General features: G+C 59.4%; 20 protein-coding genes and 1 pseudogene. 12 read left to right on the top strand and 9 right to left on the bottom strand.

Annotated elements, in window-relative coordinates; genetic code table 11:
• The first annotated feature begins 14 nt into the window (after window positions 1-14).
• Window positions 15-1,547, top strand: coding sequence for an asparagine synthetase B family protein (locus F7D01_RS08205; RefSeq protein WP_060703631.1), 1,533 nt, complete (start codon window positions 15-17; stop codon window positions 1,545-1,547).
• Here F7D01_RS08205 and F7D01_RS08210 read toward each other — a convergent pair.
• From F7D01_RS08210 to F7D01_RS08220, 3 genes are all read right to left on the bottom strand, one after another.
• A complete protein-coding gene (locus F7D01_RS08210) occupies window positions 1,533-3,680 on the bottom strand; it encodes an Atxe2 family lasso peptide isopeptidase (RefSeq protein WP_215227155.1) in 2,148 nt (715 codons plus the stop codon). The two genes, F7D01_RS08205 and F7D01_RS08210, sit on opposite strands and share 15 nt — an antisense overlap.
• Window positions 3,680-6,034: a TonB-dependent siderophore receptor gene (locus F7D01_RS08215; protein ID WP_082379134.1), complete on the bottom strand. Its 2,355-nt coding sequence runs from the start codon at window positions 6,032-6,034 to the stop codon at window positions 3,680-3,682. The genes F7D01_RS08210 and F7D01_RS08215 overlap by 1 nt, the downstream gene beginning before the upstream one ends.
• Before the next feature lie 120 nt (window positions 6,035-6,154).
• The gene (locus F7D01_RS08220) at window positions 6,155-6,898 is read right to left on the bottom strand and encodes an RNA polymerase sigma factor (protein WP_156501996.1); all 744 of its coding nucleotides are present in this window, start codon (window positions 6,896-6,898) and stop codon (window positions 6,155-6,157) included.
• Window positions 6,899-7,144: 246 nt separating this feature from the next.
• Here F7D01_RS08220 and F7D01_RS15530 point away from each other — a divergent pair, with 246 nt between their 5' ends.
• The 7 genes and pseudogenes from F7D01_RS15530 (at window position 7,145) to arsB (ending at window position 11,377) form a co-directional block, all read left to right on the top strand.
• Window positions 7,145-7,336: a transcriptional regulator domain-containing protein gene (locus F7D01_RS15530; protein ID WP_029140658.1), complete on the top strand. Its 192-nt coding sequence runs from the start codon at window positions 7,145-7,147 to the stop codon at window positions 7,334-7,336.
• 190 nt (window positions 7,337-7,526) lie between these two features.
• Window positions 7,527-7,928, top strand: coding sequence for a DUF2285 domain-containing protein (locus F7D01_RS15535; RefSeq protein ID WP_050775923.1), 402 nt, complete (start codon window positions 7,527-7,529; stop codon window positions 7,926-7,928).
• A 184-nt stretch (window positions 7,929-8,112) separates the two neighbouring features.
• Window positions 8,113-8,865, top strand: coding sequence for a LuxR family transcriptional regulator (locus F7D01_RS08230; RefSeq protein ID WP_054522832.1), 753 nt, complete (start codon window positions 8,113-8,115; stop codon window positions 8,863-8,865).
• 128 nt (window positions 8,866-8,993) lie between these two features.
• Window positions 8,994-9,332, top strand: coding sequence for a helix-turn-helix transcriptional regulator (locus F7D01_RS08235; RefSeq protein ID WP_010240699.1), 339 nt, complete (start codon window positions 8,994-8,996; stop codon window positions 9,330-9,332).
• The gene (locus tag F7D01_RS08240; protein WP_010240701.1) at window positions 9,332-9,802 is read left to right on the top strand and encodes an ArsI/CadI family heavy metal resistance metalloenzyme; all 471 of its coding nucleotides are present in this window, start codon (window positions 9,332-9,334) and stop codon (window positions 9,800-9,802) included. The genes F7D01_RS08235 and F7D01_RS08240 overlap by 1 nt, the downstream gene beginning before the upstream one ends.
• Window positions 9,803-9,810: 8 nt before the next feature.
• Window positions 9,811-10,310, top strand: a pseudogene (locus F7D01_RS08245) (arsenate reductase ArsC).
• A complete protein-coding gene (gene arsB, locus F7D01_RS08250; RefSeq protein WP_054522831.1) occupies window positions 10,307-11,377 on the top strand; it encodes an ACR3 family arsenite efflux transporter in 1,071 nt (356 codons plus the stop codon). The pseudogene F7D01_RS08245 and the gene arsB overlap by 4 nt, the downstream one beginning before the upstream one ends.
• Before the next feature lie 12 nt (window positions 11,378-11,389).
• Here the strand turns inward: arsB and F7D01_RS08255 are convergent, their stop codons facing one another.
• The 5 genes from F7D01_RS08255 to F7D01_RS08270 all read right to left on the bottom strand — a co-directional run bounded on the left by F7D01_RS08255 (window position 11,390) and on the right by F7D01_RS08270 (window position 14,103).
• Window positions 11,390-11,716, bottom strand: a complete 327-nt coding sequence (locus F7D01_RS08255) for a YnfA family protein (protein ID WP_054522830.1) — start codon at window positions 11,714-11,716, stop codon at window positions 11,390-11,392.
• 81 nt (window positions 11,717-11,797) lie between these two features.
• Window positions 11,798-13,267: an NAD(P)/FAD-dependent oxidoreductase gene (locus F7D01_RS08260; protein ID WP_215227156.1), complete on the bottom strand. Its 1,470-nt coding sequence runs from the start codon at window positions 13,265-13,267 to the stop codon at window positions 11,798-11,800.
• Window positions 13,161-13,391, bottom strand: a complete 231-nt coding sequence (locus F7D01_RS15540) for a GDCCVxC domain-containing (seleno)protein (RefSeq protein WP_082379137.1) — start codon at window positions 13,389-13,391, stop codon at window positions 13,161-13,163. Before F7D01_RS15540 ends, F7D01_RS08260 begins: the two co-directional genes overlap by 107 nt.
• Window positions 13,388-13,729 (bottom strand): heavy-metal-associated domain-containing protein, encoded by a 342-nt coding sequence (locus F7D01_RS08265; protein WP_047819462.1) that lies wholly within the window; start codon window positions 13,727-13,729, stop codon window positions 13,388-13,390. Before F7D01_RS08265 ends, F7D01_RS15540 begins: the two co-directional genes overlap by 4 nt.
• Window positions 13,730-13,740: 11 nt before the next feature.
• Window positions 13,741-14,103 (bottom strand): mercuric transporter MerT family protein, encoded by a 363-nt coding sequence (locus F7D01_RS08270; RefSeq protein WP_010240364.1) that lies wholly within the window; start codon window positions 14,101-14,103, stop codon window positions 13,741-13,743.
• 59 nt (window positions 14,104-14,162) lie between these two features.
• Between F7D01_RS08270 and F7D01_RS08275 the strand changes: the two genes are divergently transcribed.
• Together F7D01_RS08275 and F7D01_RS08280 are read left to right on the top strand one after the other, a co-directional pair.
• On the top strand, window positions 14,163-14,585 hold the full coding sequence (locus F7D01_RS08275) for a helix-turn-helix domain-containing protein (protein WP_010240361.1): 423 nt from the start codon (window positions 14,163-14,165) through the stop codon (window positions 14,583-14,585).
• A gap of 139 nt (window positions 14,586-14,724) precedes the next feature.
• Window positions 14,725-15,129 carry a response regulator gene (locus tag F7D01_RS08280; protein ID WP_010240358.1) on the top strand — a complete coding sequence of 135 codons (405 nt, stop codon included), beginning with the start codon at window positions 14,725-14,727 and terminating at the stop codon, window positions 15,127-15,129.
• Here the strand turns inward: F7D01_RS08280 and F7D01_RS08285 are convergent.
• Entirely contained in the window at window positions 15,122-16,201 is a 1,080-nt protein-coding gene (locus tag F7D01_RS08285; protein ID WP_054522828.1) for a sensor histidine kinase, read from the bottom strand. The two genes, F7D01_RS08280 and F7D01_RS08285, sit on opposite strands and share 8 nt — an antisense overlap.
• Before the next feature lie 219 nt (window positions 16,202-16,420).
• On the opposite strand from F7D01_RS08285, the gene F7D01_RS08290 reads away from it, so the two are divergent.
• Window positions 16,421-17,047, top strand: coding sequence for an acyl-homoserine-lactone synthase (locus tag F7D01_RS08290; protein WP_050775909.1), 627 nt, complete (start codon window positions 16,421-16,423; stop codon window positions 17,045-17,047).
• Entirely contained in the window at window positions 17,044-17,910 is an 867-nt protein-coding gene (locus F7D01_RS08295) for a phytanoyl-CoA dioxygenase family protein (RefSeq protein ID WP_215227157.1), read from the top strand. The genes F7D01_RS08290 and F7D01_RS08295 overlap by 4 nt, the downstream gene beginning before the upstream one ends.
• Window positions 17,911-17,925 lie beyond the last annotated feature (15 nt).

Consider the following 17,925-nt stretch of genomic DNA (forward strand, 5'->3'; position numbering starts at 1 on the left):
CGACATATCGCCGCGTGCGCGCCGCCGAGGAACTCGGGTTGGCCCCGGCCGAAGCCGAGGAGGCCGCCAAGCATCTCGTCGCCAACGTCTGGGGTGGATATGTCGCCATCCTAGGCGATTGGAGCAATGGGCCAATGGGTGTGCTGGTCGATCCTTCCGGACTCTTGCCCGTTTACCTTCTCTCCACATCCGAGCACGTCATACTGACCAGTGACCCGCTCCTGATTGCGGAAGCGGGAGGATTGGAGACGCCGGTTTCGTACCCGGCGCTGCACGCGCACCTGCTACGGCCTGAACAACGCCACCGGAAAACGTGTCTTGAGGGAATTGACGAACTCGCGCCTGGATCGCTGCATTTACTCGCGCGCCAGGGTTTGCAGATCCGTAGGATATGGCATGCAACCGACTTTCTCCCACGAATGCCGATCCCGGCATTCACGGATTACGCCGCGCAACTGAAGGAGCTCGGCGCCGCAGTGCTGCAAAGCTGGAGCGGCATGTTTGGAAGAGCAAGCGTAGCGGCATCGGGCGGCGTCGATTCGTCATTCATTTGCGCTGCTCTGGCCCATTCGGGCGAACGCTTCGATTGCGTTACTCTCGCCACTCCGGATCCGTCCGGCGACGAGCGCATATACGCCAATCGCGTGGCGGAATGGTTCGGGGTTCGGTGTGTCGAACGGATATACGACCCGGCGTTTTACGATCCTTCGAGGTCTTCCTCCCGGGGGTTGCCGCGACCGGCCCGACGTTCATTCCAGCACATTCTTGACGCCTTGCTTGTCGATGCGATGGCGGACCTCGGCGCCTCGGTCATCTACGATGGCAACGGAGGCGACAATCTGTTCTGTTTCCTCCATTCCTCTGCGCCGGTAGCCGACCGGCTGGCAGCGGAGGGTCTGGGGACAGGCGTGCTGCGCTCCCTGATTGACATGTGCCATATCACCGGATGCTCGGTCCCCACCATGGTCGCCGCAGTTCTTCGCAGACGGCTTGGTAAGGGAACGAGGGAAAGCTGGCCGGTCGATGCGAGTCTGCTTACCTGCGGAACTGACGCTGCGTACAGCGAGCCACTCGTGCCCTGGCTGAGTCCTCTAGGGATCTCAGGTTCGGGAAAACGCGACCATATGGTCCTGATCATGCGGGCACAGAACCACATTCATGGACTGGCCGCCGGCCCGCCTCGATTTTCGCCACTAATGAGTCAGCCGCTCATGGAGTTTTGTCTCGGTGTTCCGACTTGGATATGGGCACACGGCGGCAGGAACCGCGCTTTGGCCCGGGCGGCATTCGCACAGGAATTGCCGCCTGCCGTGCTGGCCAGAACATCGAAGGCCGGACCCGACAGCTTCGTAAGGCAAATTTTCGCCCTGAACCGAAATTCGATCGCCGAGCGCTTGCTGGATGGGTTGCTCGCCGCGAACGGGGTAATCGACCGCCATGCCGTGGAAGCCGCGCTGCGCACTGATGAACGAGACGACAACAGCATGTTCGGTCGCATACTTGACCTGCTCGAAGCCGAGAATTGGGCTCGCTCATGGACCCGCTAATGGTTCAGCATGGCAGCGAAGGTCGCGTGTGGGCGGGGCACCCTCCATGGCGCTCCAGCGGGCGTACTGTGCTTCTCTTGAAGGATTGCAGTTCAGCCTGCCCATAAGCCAGAACTCGAACCATTCGACGACGCGCTCGTACATCGCCAGGCGATGCGACGATTGCCATTTGACATGAGACTCATCGGGGAACACGTAGAGTTCGATAGCCTTATTGTTATGCGAGAAGGCTTCAACGACATCGAGGCTGCCTTCGTACTCGCTGTCCCCTGCCTGGATCAAAATTGGAACATCGATCCGGTCCACATTGAGTATGAGCGACATGGGCTCCCAGAATGTTTCGGCACCGGGCTCGAAATAGCGATAACCCATGTCCCGCAAATACTCGGTAAACCGTGGCCCTGCAGCGAGAGCGAAGGAGTAGAGATCCTCGCAGCACGATCCCATCGAAGCGACCTGGAAAAGGTCCGAGTTGATCAGCGCCCACTGGACGGTCGATCCGCCATCACTGAATCCGCTGATCCCCATGCGCGTTGGATCGACCGCACCAGTCTCGACGGCGCGTCGTACAGCGAGCTCTAGTGCTTCCTGCACCTGGCGCCGGTCCGCCCAGTCATCTTCGCTCAATGTCCGTATTTCTGCATCGGTTGTTGCCAGATACGCCTCTGGCGGGAAATCAGGCCGGTCGAAACTGAGGACCGCGAATCCGCGTGCGGCGAGAGGCTGGATCGGAACCTCGTCCCCGGTTCCTCCGCGAAGGAAGCCCCGGCTCCGGTACTGCACCACGATCAGGGGATGCAGTTCGCCAGGTCGATGAGTGGGCGGCAGGACAAGGTCGGCGAAACTCTCGACACCGCTTGCCAGGCGGAAGCGGAAACGCTGGACGGAGCCATACTCCATGTTCTCAAGCTGCGGGTTTGGATCGTGGATCAGTCGTTCTGATCCCGTTCGCATGTCGAGCGCCACCAATCGGCGAGGCTGTGTGCTGCCCTCACGCCCGCAAATAAGTTCGTTGGCATGAGGGGCGCACCCGATGAACACATCATCGGAAATCAGGACTTGGCGAGGCGCAGCATCGCGGGGATCCCAGCGCAACAATGCCGTCTGGCTGTCGGCCCATCCAGTACGCTGGACGAGGAAAAGGGCGCGCTCCGAGGCCGACCAGAACAGTTCTCGGATGCCGTCGCATTGCGTGACAGGGCAGACTTTTCGGCTGCCGTCCGGAGCGGCCAGAACCAGCCGCGTCGGGCTGAGGAGACGCTCGGGGAACTCTGCTTCGAGCCAGGCCGAAAATCCACCCTCTCCTGATCGAACATTTCGTGCGTTGTCCGGTATCGCTGCCGGTCGCGGCGGGGCAATAAGCACCTGCTCCATTTCGGTTGCAGGTCGCGATGACCCGTCCCGAAGCGAAACCCATGTATAGATCGGATCGGCATGGCCGGTCGGTATCGGTCGGTCGGCTGCCTGCGGCGCAAACCGCGCGTCGAAGAGAAAGCCGCGTCTGCCTTCGCTGGCGATTGCCGCGGCGGCGAGGCGAATTGCAGGCCTTGTGCTGACAATGAGACCCATTCCGTCCTGAGCCCAGGCGAAATCGTCGACATCGTCGGCCAGATTGGTTGCTCGGACCGCACCCGTTTGCCCGGTTGGGCTGGCCAACCAAACCTGTGTCGAACCGGCTTCTCTCCTCAGATACGCAATTCGCATGCCATCCGGCGACCATCGCGGCGCGCTTGTCCTAGGCCAACCGGCCAGTATCGCGGTGAAGTCGCGAAGCCGGAAATCGTCGCGAATGAATTCCCCGCCGCGCGCCACCTCGATTGGAGAACCTTCGCCGTTCAACGGCGCGACCAGCAGTCTTTGGCAATAGCTATTCGTCTCGGGAATTGCGCGACGGACGGTGAAGGCAATTTGGCTGTCGTCAGGCGAGATGCCAAATACACTTCGATTGGGAGTTCCGACCGGTGCGCCAATATCCGCAATCCGGACTTGTCCGTCCACTGTCCACTCACCTAATTCCGCATTTGCCGTTTCCTGGGCGATGGGCAGTGCATCACACGGATCTTCGGCCGATGGCGGATCTTCAGCTGTCGGCACGATCGTCAGGCTGAGCGCTAGGGTAAGGAGCGCAGTCATTACCAATGCCTCCTTACGCCAAACGCGATGAAGCGCCCGATCGGAGAATAATTGGTTGAATCGTAGGGTGTTGTGTTGGGACCGGTTTGGCCGATCACGTCCGGCTTATCGTTAAACAGGTTTTGAATGGTCAACGAGAACTCGAGGCCGGGATCACGGTCGTCGCCGCGAATGACCGCATAGTGCATGCCAAGATCGACAGTTGCGCTTGGTGACAGCCGCTGCACGGTTGCAAGCCGTCTGTCGACGAGCGCACCGATATAACTGACTGCCGCATTGGCGGTAAGGCGGCCTGCCCGATATCTTGCTGCTCCACGCGCGCGGTAGCGGGGCGGGTTGAAAGTCGTACCGGCAAGCTGGACTTCAGGTAGTTCGGATGTGATGGTTTGCCTGCTGCGCAACCAGCTGCCGTTGAGATCCAATCCTATCGAGCGGTCATTCCCGAGATCGCGGTTCCAGGCAATCCTGGCATCCAGCCCTTCTACGCTCCACGCCGCGACATTGATGTTCCTGTTATCGAACAGAACGACAACATCTGCAGGATCGAACGGGCGGCCTGTAAAGTTCTCCAATCCGAACTGGGCACCCGCGATGAGTTCGGCCAAATCGGCCGGATCAGGTGAAAAATCGATGAGGCTGGCATAGCCCGGATTGTTGATAGCAGCTGCGATCGATCCAGCGATCGGCGCAACGACGCGGTTGTCATAGCGGATATCATACCACGTCGCGGAGGCGGTCAATCCTCGGACTGCCGCAGGCTGGAACTCGAATCCCGCCGTCCAGCTTCGGGCGCGCTCGGGACGGAGGTTGGGATTGCCGCCCCCGCTCAGAAAGACTGTGTCGGAGCCGGTGCCCGCTCCGAACACCGCAGCAGGCACCAGAATGGCCTGAGAAAAGATGTTTTGCTGGAAAAGCGTGGGAGCCTTGAACGAGCGTGCCCAACTCGCTCTGAACATCAGATCACCACTTGGCGAATAGGTAATCCCAAGGCGCGGGGTGGCGAGCTGGTCGAGTCCGGGATAGTCTTCGTAGCGAACTGCAGCGGATAGCGTTAGCTGCTCGATTCCATCGACGGCGTTCCGACCCGACACGAATGGAACATACAGTTCCGCATAGGCGAAGCGAGCCCGCTGCGTTGCATCGAATTGCGCATTGAGGATCGCGCTTTCCAGAGAGTACTCGAGTCGATTGTTACGAAATCCGATGCCGACAGCCAAGCGCGTCTCGCCGCCGGGAAGAGTGATAACCGGGCCTTCCGCACCCATTTCCAGCGAGGTGATCTGATGCAGGTAGCTTCCCGTAGAGACGCGCGCCGGACCTGTCTCTGGAATGAAACTGGTCTGGAAGCGGGTTCGATCGCGCCCGAAGACACCCGCGAGATTGGCCTTCCAACTCGGCCCAAGGTCAAACTGCAGCGACGGCGCTACGGAAAAGGTCTCGAGGTCGGGCTCACGCCGAATGCGCTGGGCCGGCGTGCCATCAATGGTGGTTGATTCGCGATACGAATAGAGCGCGTCGAGATTGGCCTCCACGCCTTCTGACAAGCTCTGGTGCGCCGAAAATGTTACGGCGTGGCGCCGGTTTGAGGGATAAAGCAAGGTTTCCGGTAGCAGTGATCCTGCATAGGCGCGCTCCCTCGCCTCAATCCCGGAATTGTTCGCGAAGTCGTAGGCGAAGACGAAGCCGCCACTGTTCCAGATTGTGCCTGCGACTATGTCGGCCTGTTGGCGAAAGTTGCCTCCATCGGTGCTCGCTCCAATCTGGGCCGAGGTTGTCACGCCCTCAAAGTCGCGGCGCAGGATGACGTTCACAACGCCGCCAACCGCGTCCGAGCCATAGAGCGCTGAAGCTCCATCGGGGACGACCTCGAGCCGGTCGACAATGGCGAGCGGAATGGCGGAGATGTCGACGCCCTGGGACGCCGAGTTGTATGGAAGGCGATGACCGTTGAGCAATGTCAGCGTCGCATCGGGCCCAAGCCCGCGCAGATTGGGAGACGATGCTGAATTTACATTTTCATTGCCGATGCCGCCGCCCGAACCAACCCCAGGGTTCTGACCGCCCGAGAAATTCTGGGGTAGGTTGCGGATCGCTTCGCCGAGGTCCACCTGGCCCGTCTCGACGATCGTCTCGCGATCAAGCTCGATGACTTCACCTACGACCCGTGCGCCTCGGATACGCGTTCCCGTGACAACGATCGCGGAACTCTCTTCGTCCAAAGCTGTATCGCCAACCTCGGCAGCGTCATCTTGTGCCTGTTCGCCTGGACTGTCTTGGGCGAAAAGAGGAGGAGCGGCACCTGCAAATGCTGCCCCGGTTAGAAGGACGGAAAGTGTGCGAATTGTCGACGACATTGATATCTCCCTGTTTTGGCGCGGACCGGCCGCTACAGAAGATGACGCTCACTTTTGCGAGCACCTTAGTTTCAATTGAAATTAAATTTTGAGTGGTCCCTTTTGGCCGGATGCCTGCAGTCACCAACTGTGACCCAGCGCTTGACGCAAATGCGCAAGAGCTTTCATCATGTGATAGTCGACCGTCGGCAGTGCGATGCCGAGTTCGATATGTATCTCTCGGTAGGATTTCTTCTCGAAGCGGTTCATCGCGAAGATACGCGCGCACTTTTCGGGGAGCTCTGCGAGCGCGATTTCCAGCGCTTGCCGGGTTTCACGGACATGCACGGCATCTTCTTGCGCAGCACGGCTTGGCGCGTCTGCGTTCTCCAGAAGTGGCTGGGTCCTGACCCGGCACTTTTGCCGCCGCGCCTCGTCCACCATCAAGTTGAATGCAATCCGCCTCAGAAAGCCCGCCGGATTGACGAGTTCCGTCAGCTGCTTGCTGGTCGCCGCACGCAGGAACACGTCCTGTGCCAGGTCGCGGGCGCGTTCGGAGCCCACGCGGCGCGCAAGATAGGCGATCAGTCCAGCCCGTTCCTCGCGGTAGAGGGCATCGAGTGTGCGGCGGCGACCGACCGTTCGGCTTACCTTTGCAGCGCAATATGCGGGACCCACGCACTGGGGAGATTGGTGCCGAATTTCGGCGGCAATTTGAGTCATGCTTCGAACTTGGAGGCGACCGCAACCTGAGTTCGCCGTGGCGAACTGCGTGCGGGTTCCAGGTCTGTGCCGCCGTCCGGGGCCTAGTTTGTGCCCCTTGATCGGTCCGGCCGCCGGGCCTGCGATGGACCGGCGTGCATGATGTCCGGCGGAAAGATCCACGCGGATGGTGCCAGAATATCAATCCGCGCGCTGTCAATCTGCCCAACATAGGAATGGCTTGCAAGAGGTAAGTAGAGCCGTTTTGGACCCGCTTGTGGCGGCGGTCGTCGCCTTCCCTAAGAAAGCAACGGTCTCGGCGAGCGCCTGATCAAATATGCCCAATATTGGGGAGGCGGCCCCCTAGGTCATGGAATGTCGGCGCGGTGCTGGCGCCTCTAGCGAAATCGGCGAGAAAGGAGGTGCTTCATGGATCGACCATTTGACAGCAACGACCGGACAGGCGCATTCGACTATTCGGATTTCGCGCAGGAATTCCTGCGCCGCAATGCCGCGTACCGGCAACAATACGCACGGATCGCCAGCGAAAGCGGTTTCGACCCGCAATCCCCAGCTTGCCGCCGAATGGCGCGTTCATGGGGCCTTGAATTTCCCGATTGATCCCGACCTTTCAGCTCGCAGCCATCCGGCGATCTGGCAAGCCGAGGAAAACGCTCATGTGGTAATTCTTGGCGGTGGGCGCGCAGTCAAGGCGGCGCGCGCAACGTGCGACCTGATCTCCAAGCGAACCAGCAATGCGGGAGATCATCTGGTCCTCGCCGGTGGTGGCGCTCGCCATCGGCTGCTCGTTATGGCCTCCGCCCGGTTGGGTGGAGACAATTATCTGATCCCTCGGGACCAGTCGTTTCCGATCAGGCTGGCGGCGCTCGATGCGTTTCACTGCTGTGTAGATGGTTCCGCTGCTCCCAGCGTGCGAAACCAGTTGCAGCCCACTGCCTATCAGTCCCACCGCTTCCACTTGCTGCTCGCCATACTTGATGCTTTATCCCGGGCGCCTGAGGGTGTTATGCTAAAAGATATCGCTGGAACCATTGTTTATCGGGGATTGTCCGCGCAGCGCGCCATTGACTGGAAATCGTCATCGCAACGCCGCCAGACCCAGCGTCTCGTGGTTGAGGCGCGGCGAATGGCGTCGCACGGCTATCTCGGCTTGCTTCGCCAAAGCCGGCTCCGCTCTTTTCAAACGCACTGAATGCACTATGGTTTTTCGTGGGGCATGCTGCTGAATTTTGCGGCGCGCCCGGATTGGAACCGGACCTTGAGGGTCGCAACTGCAACTGCTGGAACAGGTGGAATGGAACCGTCTGATCCGGCACCGAGCAGGCGGTCAGGTGGCGGCGTGTTGGATTGCGTGCTGCCGATCGAACGGCAGGTCTATGTACGCATATCTCGCGGAGGAATTCGCAACTGAACTTATCAATGTCCGTTCGGACACTGAACTCGACGGTGCGCTTAAACAGGTTTCCCGGCGCCTTGGCTTCGACCACTTCGCGCTTAGCCTGGAGATGCGTTCGACATCGTGCGAGGCACCGGGCCTGCTATTGCACGACTATCCCGACGAATGGGCGAAAGTCTATATTGCCTTCGACCTCGCAGGGCAGGATCCGGTGCGAAGAGCCTGTGACAAGACCATCATCGGTTTCGCCTGGGACTGGATTGACGAACTCGTCCCTCTCACGCGCGGCGACCGTCAAATGCTCAATGTCGGCCGGGAATGCGGAATTGGCAATGGTTATACTGTTCCGCGGCATTTGCCCGGGATAGGGCGCGGCACCTGCACCTTTGCTGTTCGACCCGAGCGAGAACTGCCCCGACGGCGCTTCGCCGTCGCGGAAATGATCGGGACGCTGGCTTTGAGCTGTGCGCTGGGCCTGAGTTCAGAAAAGTTCGATGAGAAGGTCCCTTCCCTGACCGATCGGCAGCGGGAGTGTCTGCTTTGGGTTGCAAGAGGGAAGACTGCAGCTGAAACGGCCATGATACTCGAAATCAGCACCGAAACCGTCATTCAGCATCTTAAGATGGCCCGCGAGCGCTACCAGGTCCATTGTAAACAGTCCCTCGTCGTCGCGGCGCTGTTCGACGGGTTGATCGGGTTTGCCGACATTATCCGTTGGCGGGACACAGGCTAGTTTTCGCGCCACTGCCTCTCAATCACTCGAACATGGCCGTACTGCCTATTTCGCAACCGTTCAGAAAGCAATTTGACTTCTCTCGGCATTTCGATATTTTAATAGTTATCGAATCATTGGAGTGAGCGATGCAAGCCGACCGCGTGATCCGAGCCCTATCTGCTCTGGCACAGGAGCATCGCCTCGCCGCATTCCGCCTGCTCGTGCAGGCCGGGGAGCAAGGCGTTGCCGCTGGGGTGCTAGCTGAGAAACTCCAAGTGCCTCCGTCTTCAATGAGCTTTCACCTTGCCCAACTGGGCAATGCGGGGCTGGTCACCCAGCGGCGCGAAAGCCGCTCGATCATCTATTCGGCGGACTATGCCGCGATGAATGGCCTGATGGGCTACCTCACCGAGAACTGCTGCGGCGGCATGTCCTGTTCCCAGGATACCGAATGCTTTCCTTCTCCTCAACGAAAGAGCGCCTGATGAAACGCTTTCACGTGCATGTCGGCGTGACCGACATCGACCACTCTATTGCCTTCTATTCAAGCCTGTTCGGTGCCGAGCCCGACGTGGTGAAGGCCGACTATGCCAAGTGGATGCTGGAAGATCCGCGCATCAACTTCGCGATTTCGATGCGCGAGGCTGCTGCCAAAGGCATCGAGCATGTCGGCTTGCAGGTCGAGGACAAGAGCGAACTCGAAGAGGTCTATGGCCGCCTCAAGGCTGCTGACCGCCCGGTGCTCGAAGAAGGCGCGACGACTTGCTGCTACGCGCAGTCGGAAAAGAGCTGGATCGCCGATCCAGATGGCGTCGTCTGGGAAGCTTTTCTGACCGATGGCGAGAGCACGACCTATGGCGGCAGTCCTGACCTCGACCAGCTCGCATCTGCCATTGCCACTTTGGGCGCCTGCTGCGCGCCGCAACTGGCACCTGCCAAGACGTCCTGCTGCTGAGGTAACTGATGTTAGATCAACCGCTGAACGTGCTGTTCCTGTGCACGGGCAATTCCGCTCGTTCGATCCTGGGTGAGGCAATCCTCAACCAAGACGGTGAGGGTCGATTCAAGGCCTACAGCGCCGGAAGCAATCCGATCGGCCAGTGAATCCCTGGGCGATCCATACGCTCAAGACACTGGGCTATCCGGCAGATGGCTATTCCTCAAAGAGCTGGAGCGAGTTTGCCGAAGGACCAGAATTCGATCTGATCTTCACCGTCTGCGACAGCGCGGCGGCCGAGACTTGCCCAGTATGGCCGGGTCGTCCGACTTCCGCGCACTGGGGCATTCCTGATCCGGCGGCGGTCGAGGGCAGCGATGCAGAGAAGGCAGCGGCCTTCCTCGATGCGTTTCGCATGCTGAAGCGCCGTATCGACCTGATGCTGGCGCTGCCGATTGCCAGCTTCGAGCAGATTGCCCTGCGCGAAAAGCTGCAAGCCATTGGCCACGAGGCGGATGAACAATGACCGCTGCAGCTGCTGACATGGACGCCCGCGCGGCGGGGCTAGGCCTGTTCGAGAAATGGCTTTCGGTCTGGGTCGGCGGCGCGATCCTCGCCGGGATTGCGCTCGGCAATGCAGCGCCAGAGCTATTCGCCTCGCTAGCGGGCATCGAATACGCCTCGGTCAATCTTGTCGTCGCAGTACTGATCTGGGCGATGATATTCCCGATGATGGTGGCGGTCGATTTCGGCGCGGTGCGTCGCGTCGGTGACAAGCCAAAGGGCCTGATCATCACGCTGGTAGTGAACTGGTTCATCAAGCCTTTCACGATGGCTGCACTTGGCGTGTTGTTCTTCGAGGTCGTCTTTGCCGACCTGATCGCGCCTGCCGATGCCCAGCAATACATCGCCGGGCTGATCCTGCTGGGTGCGGCCCCTTGCACCGCGATGGTCTTCGTATGGTCGCAGCTCACCAGGGGCGATCCTGCCTATACGCTGGTGCAAGTCGCGGCGAATGATCTCATCATGATCGTGGCCTTCGCGCCCATTGTCGCGCTGCTGCTGGGCGTGACCGACATTGCGGTCCCGTGGGAGACGCTGCTGCTCTCGGTCGCGCTCTATGTGGTCGTGCCGCTCGCAGCCGGTGCCATTGTGCGGCATCGGCTTCTCGCGACCCATGGCGGCGATGAAGCGGCGGTGTCCGAATTCACGGGGCGCATGAAGCCGCTCTCGATCATCGGCCTGCTGCTGACGGTGTTGCTGCTGTTCGGCTTCCAGGCGGAAACCATTGTCGCCCGACCGCTGTTGATCGCGCTGATTGCAGCGCCCATTGTTGTCCAAAGCTACGGCATCTTCTTCATCGCTTATGGCTGGGCCAAAGCGTGGAAGGTCCCGCACGCAGTAGCCGCGCCCTGCGCTCTTATCGGCACGTCCAATTTTTTCGAACTGGCGGTGGCGGTTGCGATCGGCCTGTTCGGCCTAGGGAGCGGAGCTGCTTTGGCTACGGTGGTAGGCGTCCTCGTAGAAGTGCCTGTCATGTTGTCGCTGGTAGCGATCGCCAATCGGACGCGTGGTATATTCCCTTTGGCTTGATGCGGATGTGCCTCATACCGGTCTGGGGGCGAGCAAGATGACGCCGGCGCCTACAAGGCAGATCGCCACGCCCAGAGTGTCCCACCGATCGGGCTTCACGCCTTCTGCGATCCAAAGCCACAAAAGCGCGGACAGAATGTAGACCCCGCCGTAGGCAGCATAAGTTCGACCTGCATGCTCGGCATCGACCAGCGTTAGCAAATAGGCAAAAAGGACGAGTGAAGCCACGCCCGGAACGAGCCACCAAGCCGACTTGTCCATACGCAACCACGCCCAGAAAGCGAAACAGCCCGCAATTTCAGCAATTGCAGCACCGAGATATGCGAGAAAGGTCATCATCTGACCTCTATCGAGATTTCGACTGTCGATCGCAAACGGGATTACCCGGTTGATGGCTTTACTGGACCAAGCGAGGCGCAACTACGATAGCATGGAGCCAAGATCGGAGCCCACGCTCGGATACACCGATACCATTTTCTTGAGATCGCTTGTTGTCAGTCCAAGTCGGATGGCCAAACCGAAGAAATTAATGATTTCGCCATATTCGGGTCCGAGCAGATGGGCGCCCAGGATAGTGTCGCTGTCCTTATCGATTATAACCTTGGTTGCAGCGCAGCTTTCGCCAACGCGAAGGTTGGAATACCAGTCGCCGGTGTCATTCTCGACGACGCGGATATCGTGCCCGGCCTCTCGTGCATCCTGTTCGAGCATGCCAACGCGGGTTAGCTCCGGTACGGTAAATACAGCGCTCGGAACTCCCGAATAATCCGGCTTGGTCCGGTTGCCCTTGAGCATATTGGACGCAGCTACCTTGCCCTCGAAAACCGCGACAGGCGTAAGCGGGGCACCCTGCGTATCGGCGGCATCCCCGGCAGCGTAGATTTTCGGGTTGGACGTGCTTTGCAGGTAGGCGTTGACCGCAACGCCCTTGTCACCTGCCTCGACATTGGCTGCGGCCAGATCGAGCTGATCAATTGCCGCGACGCGGCCCGCGCCTTGGACGACGAGATCGGCGCGCAAATCTTTCGTTTCGCTACCCGTTTCTACCGTGACAAGAAAGTCCGTCCCGTCCTTCTTGATGGATTTGAGTGACGTGCGCCGTCGCAGTTGGACGCCGACTTCCTCGCCTCGCGCGACGAGTCTTTCAACAAGATCGGCATCGAAACCTTTAAGCGGTCTCTCGCCGCGATCGATCATGCACACCTCGCTGCCGGCGCGTGCTGCGATATGGCCAAACTCGAACGAGATGAAGCCGCCGCCGATGAACAGGATGCGTTCGGGCAGCGCATCGAGCCGCATGAACTCGGTGCTGTCGGTAAGGTGTTCGGAGCCGGGAACATCTATCGTCCGCGGCTTGGCACCCGTTGCGATCAGGAAATGGTTTGCCTGAAACTGCCCCTCGCCGTCGATTTCGACGGTATCTTCGCCGACGAAGCGCGCTTTCCCGTGAAGGGTAGTGACGCCGTTGCTCTCCAGACCGTTTTCGATCCGACCGGGCATTTTGTCGGTGAACGTCTGCGTGAAGGCGACCAGATCGGGCCAGTTGATGGCGATGTCGTTCGGTTCGATGCCCTTGCCGTGCATGAGCCGCGCTGCGTCGATGATTTCCGCCCCGCGGCGGAGCATTTTCTTCGGATCGCAGCCGCGCAGGGCGCAGGTGCCGCCATAAGGCAGTTCGTCGACCACCGCGACCGACCAACCGGCTGAGGCGCATTTGTTGGCGGCATTTACGGCCGCCATACCAACACCCAGCACTATAAGATCGAAGTTTCGCGTACTCATCTCACCGCCCTCCGCAACATGTGGCGCCCTTGCGATCGGCACGCGTTTCCTGGATCGGCGGGCAGGGGATGGTGCCGAATGAGCAGAAGACACAGCAATCGCCCGCATTGGGGCGGAGTTTCACACCGCAACCATTGCAATCGTAGAAAAACCAGCAGGCATCCGTCGGCATTCTTTCGAGCTTTTTGTACCCGCAAGTAGGGCATGTGATCTCGGACTTCAGTTCGATCATAGCGCGCTCTCTGAAAGGATCGCCGGATATCCGGCCTCGGTCGACGCCGCGGCGATCGCGCTTGTGGTTGTTCGCTCAGGATCGAACTGCGCAGTCGCCGTCCTGGTCTCGTAATCGATAGTCACCTCGTGCACGCCTGCCACGCCTTCCATCGCGCGCCGAACCGTTATCGGGCAGGTCGCGCAGGTCATATTCTCGACCGCAAAACTTGCCGATTGCAGATGCGCGGAATTTTGTTGAACCCGTTCGTCGGAGTTTGGCGGAAACAAGGTCGCTGCCCAGATACCCGCTCCGGCCAGTCCCAGTATCGCAACTGCGACGATCATCGTCTTCTTCATCTTTCGAACTCCTAGTAGAATTGCGGCGCCCACCACTCGACCGTGGACGAGGCAGCGACCAATACGGTCGCCAGCCACAGGGAGCTTTTGACGAGCAGGTTTGCTCCGGGCCGCGCGCAATATGTTCCGTCTTCGCAAGGTTCGGCTTGCCGAAAATAGACGTGCCGGAATCCAAGGGCCAAAAAGACAACCGCAATGGCGATAAATACCCATTTGTACGGTTCGAGCGCAGTGAGATTGCCGATCCACGCGCCGCTGATGCCAAGGCTCAGCAATAACAGCGGGGCAATACAGCAGGACGAGGCGAGTATCGCGCCGAGCGTCCCGCCGCTCGCCCATAAGCGCTGCGCGTTCTTGTGCATTTGATCGACCATGGAAACCAATGTACTCCCTGTAGTAACTACAGGTTCAAGCACTAATTGGCATATGGCTCATGACAGCATCGCAAGTGATCAAACGGGGAGAACTGGCCAGACGGTCGGGCTGCAACCTTGAGACAATCCGCTACTACGAGAACATCGGTCTGCTTCAGCCTCCCGAGCGTACGGCAAGCGGGCACAGGCTCTATCCACCCGGCGACCAGGCGCGGCTCGGCTTTATCTTGCGCGGCCGCGATCTGGGTTTTTCGATCGAGGAGCTCAAAAGCCTGCTCAGCCTCGTTGATTCGCACCCCTACAGCTGCGGCGAGGTTCGGGATCTGACCAATAACCATCTGGCCAGCGTGCGAGCTAAAATTGCTGATTTGACTAGGTTGGAGCGCACGCTAGCCGATGTATCAGCCCGCTGCGAAGGCGGTGATGTTCCGGAATGCCCCATCATAGATACGCTCTTTGGTCGTGGTCCTGGCGCCCGATAGTGAAGCTATGCCGTCGGAACGGGTGCGCGTCTTGAAGCTATTTCGATCGAAGCCGGATGCGACGAGGCGAGGGAACGAATATGCGCCCTGTCCGTCCCCTCACTACAGAGCCTCGTCATTTAACTTTTGATAGCTTTCCATGCCGACCACCATTCTGATTGTCGAAGACGAATTCCTCATAGCTGTCGAAATGGAGGCGGTGGTTCACGATCTCGGTCATGAATCCGCAGGCATAGCCGACGACATGCAATCGGCATTGGCAAAGGCTTCAGACGCGATCGATGTGGCGCTCGTCGATGTCAATCTGGCCGATGGAGCCACTGGTCCGAGGATCGGCGAGAAGCTTGCTGCGGATTTCGGGATCGAGGTTATTTTCGTAACCGCCAATCCCGCACAACTCGGCGAAGGGGTGAGCGGAACGCTGGGCGCGCTGGAAAAACCGGTCGATCTTAGCATTCTCAAGCAGGTTCTCGACTATGTCATTGCGGTCCGGAAGGGCGAAAAAATCGATCCGCCAGCCCGTCTTAGGCTCTTCTTTAACTAGGCTCCTGCAACCTGCTTTTTCGGACATCCATGACGAGTTCAACGCCATCGTCATGCCAGGTTCTCTCGTAATTGCCTCCTAGCTGTTGCTTCACGGCCAACTCGATGAGGCGACTTCCGAAACCCGTTTGAGGCTCACTCGCCTTGTCGATGTGAGCTCCGTGTTCCCTCCAGCGGAAGCGGACCATCTCGTCCTCGGTTGAAAGGTCCAGCGAAATCCTTCCCTCGGGATTGGACAGAGCTCCGTACTTCATCGCGTTGGTAGCCAGCTCGTGGAACACCAATGCAACCGGCGTGGCGGCGCGGCTTTCGACCGCGATATCGGGGCCGGAAATAGCAATCCTTCTTTCGGAAAAGGCAGGATAGGTCTCGAAGATCGTCGCAAGCAGCGTGGCGAGGGTCACTTCCTTGCCCTCGGGCTGGGACTTTTCGCTGTGGGGCCGGACGAATTCGTGCGCGCGCCCCAGCGCGGAAATCCGGCCCAGCAGGTCGCGCGACGCTTCACCGAACGCTTCATTTGCGCGCGCTGTCAGGCTGATCAAACCGGAAACAATCGCGAAGATGTTCTTGATGCGATGGCTGAGCTCTTGACTCAGGATTTCGTTTTGGAGGGCGGTGCGCTTCTGCTCGTCGATATCCGTACAAGTGCCGATCCAGCGCTGGATCTCACCCTCCTCGTTGAGGATCGGCAGCGCACGACCGATCATCCAGCGATAATCGCCGCTGTGATGCCTCAGGCGATATTCAACCTCGTACGGTTCGCCGGTAGCGAGGCTGTGGTTCCATTTCTTCCATGTGTCGGCCTGGTCATCCTCATGGAACATCCCGGCCCATCCTTCGCCGTCGGTTGATCCGACAGGGACACCCGTGAATTCATACCAGCGCGCATTGTAATAATCGTGGGAGCCGTCGGGAAGAGTCGACCATACCATCTGCGGCATGGTGTCGGCGAGCGCATGGAAAGCAGCTCCGGCGGATTGCAGCGCATGCTCTGTAGCGAGGGGCAAGACATCAGGCGCCGAAGAGGATTCGCGGCTGCCAAGCTGGAAGTTCGTGATGACTTTTGCATTCATAGCCAGCTTGTGACCTTCCCGGGATGAACAGAATCGGACCGATAAGATACCTGTCGTATCTTGATGATTTTCAAACGCTGACGCTCATCGCAAAGGTGGGATGGCCAGTAAACTCTCCCCTGTAGAGCGCCAGATGTGGCCCTCCCCAGTTCTTGGTATGTCGCTGCCTATCCGGATTTGATGAGATGCGAGCAGTCATCAAGTTCACAGGTAATCTTCATGCAGCAAAGCAGCGGTATAAATGGTGCAAACTTGGTCGATCCGGCACTTCGCGCCATGTTCGAGGCGCGCAAGCGCGTGTTCGTGGATCTTCTTGGGTGGGACGTTCCGGTGCTCGACGGGACCTTTGAAATCGACCAGTTCGATACGCCCTCGGCCGCCTATCTCGTCCTCACCGGCGAAAAGTGCGAGCATCGCGCATCGGCCCGGCTCCTGCGTTCTGATGGACCTCATATCTTACGCGATCTCTTTCCGCAGCTGTGCACCGGACCTGTTCCGCAGGATGAGGCATTTCGCGAGATTACCCGATTCTGTATCGATCCCACGTTGCCGCGCGCTGATCGCCGGAGTGTCCGCAACCAGCTCGTCTCCGCACTCGCCGATTTTGCAATATCGGAAGGGATCTCTGGTTATTCGGCGGTCGCCCCAGTGCCCTGGTTCCGTCAGATCGCCCAGTTCGGCTGGCGCTGCCAGCAGCTTGGACCGTGCGTTTCTATCGATGGGCAGCAGCTTGTCGCTCTTCGGATCGACATCGACCAAGATACACGCGCGCAACTCGCCAACGCAGGGATCTACTGCCGCAATCCTAAGCCGGAAGCCTATGGCGGCATGGAGCTGGCAGCATGACTGGGCCGAGGGAGGCGCATTGGCTCGATCAGCTGCAAGAGGATGGCTATTGCATCATTCCGCAGCTTGTCGCCGAGCAACAGATCGCCGCACTCGATGCCGACCTGGAAGGTGCATTTGCGCAGGCGCCCCTCGGCAAGGGAGACTTCTATGGCCATCGGACCAAACGGTTTGGAAGCCTGCTTCGCCGGTCGCAGGTCGCAGGCGATCTAGTCCTGCAGCCGCTAGTCCTATCGCTCGCCCGCGCAATTCTCGGCAGCGCCTGCGACCGGATACAGCTCAATGTCGCCCAGGCGATCGCGATCCATCCCGGCGAGATAGAACAGTTTCCGCATTGCGATCAGGATATGTGGGCAGGCCGCAAGGGCGATCACGAATATCTTCTCAACGTCATCTGGCCGCTGACCGAATTTACTCGCCTCAATGGCGCGACACGCATCTACCCCGGGACGCACAGGAAGCCTGTCGACAATCTCGAAAGTCTCGACGATCCCATAGTAGCTGTTTGCAAGCCCGGCGATGCGATCTGCTTTCTCGGCTCCACCGTCCATGGAGCGGGACCAAACCAGACCGAGGATGTCCGCCGCGGTGTCGTAATCGGCTACAGTCTCGGCTGGCTCAAACCCTACGAGAATCTCTGGCTGGCCCATCCACCAGCAGTAGCAAAAGAGTTCTCTCCCGAACTCGCCGAGCTCGCCGGATATGTGCAGCACCGTCCGAACCTGGGTAATTTCGAAGGGCAATGCCCGTCGGTTTTGCTGAGCGACAAGGTGCCCGAATTCCCTCAGGCAACCGATAGTCTGCGCCCCGACCAGAAAGAAGCGGTTCGTGAGTTCGCCAAGACGCGCCGCGGCGGACGATGAGTCCCGCTCACGTCC

This window comes from Erythrobacter sp. 3-20A1M, assembly GCF_018636735.1.
Lineage (GTDB): Bacteria > Pseudomonadota > Alphaproteobacteria > Sphingomonadales > Sphingomonadaceae > Alteriqipengyuania.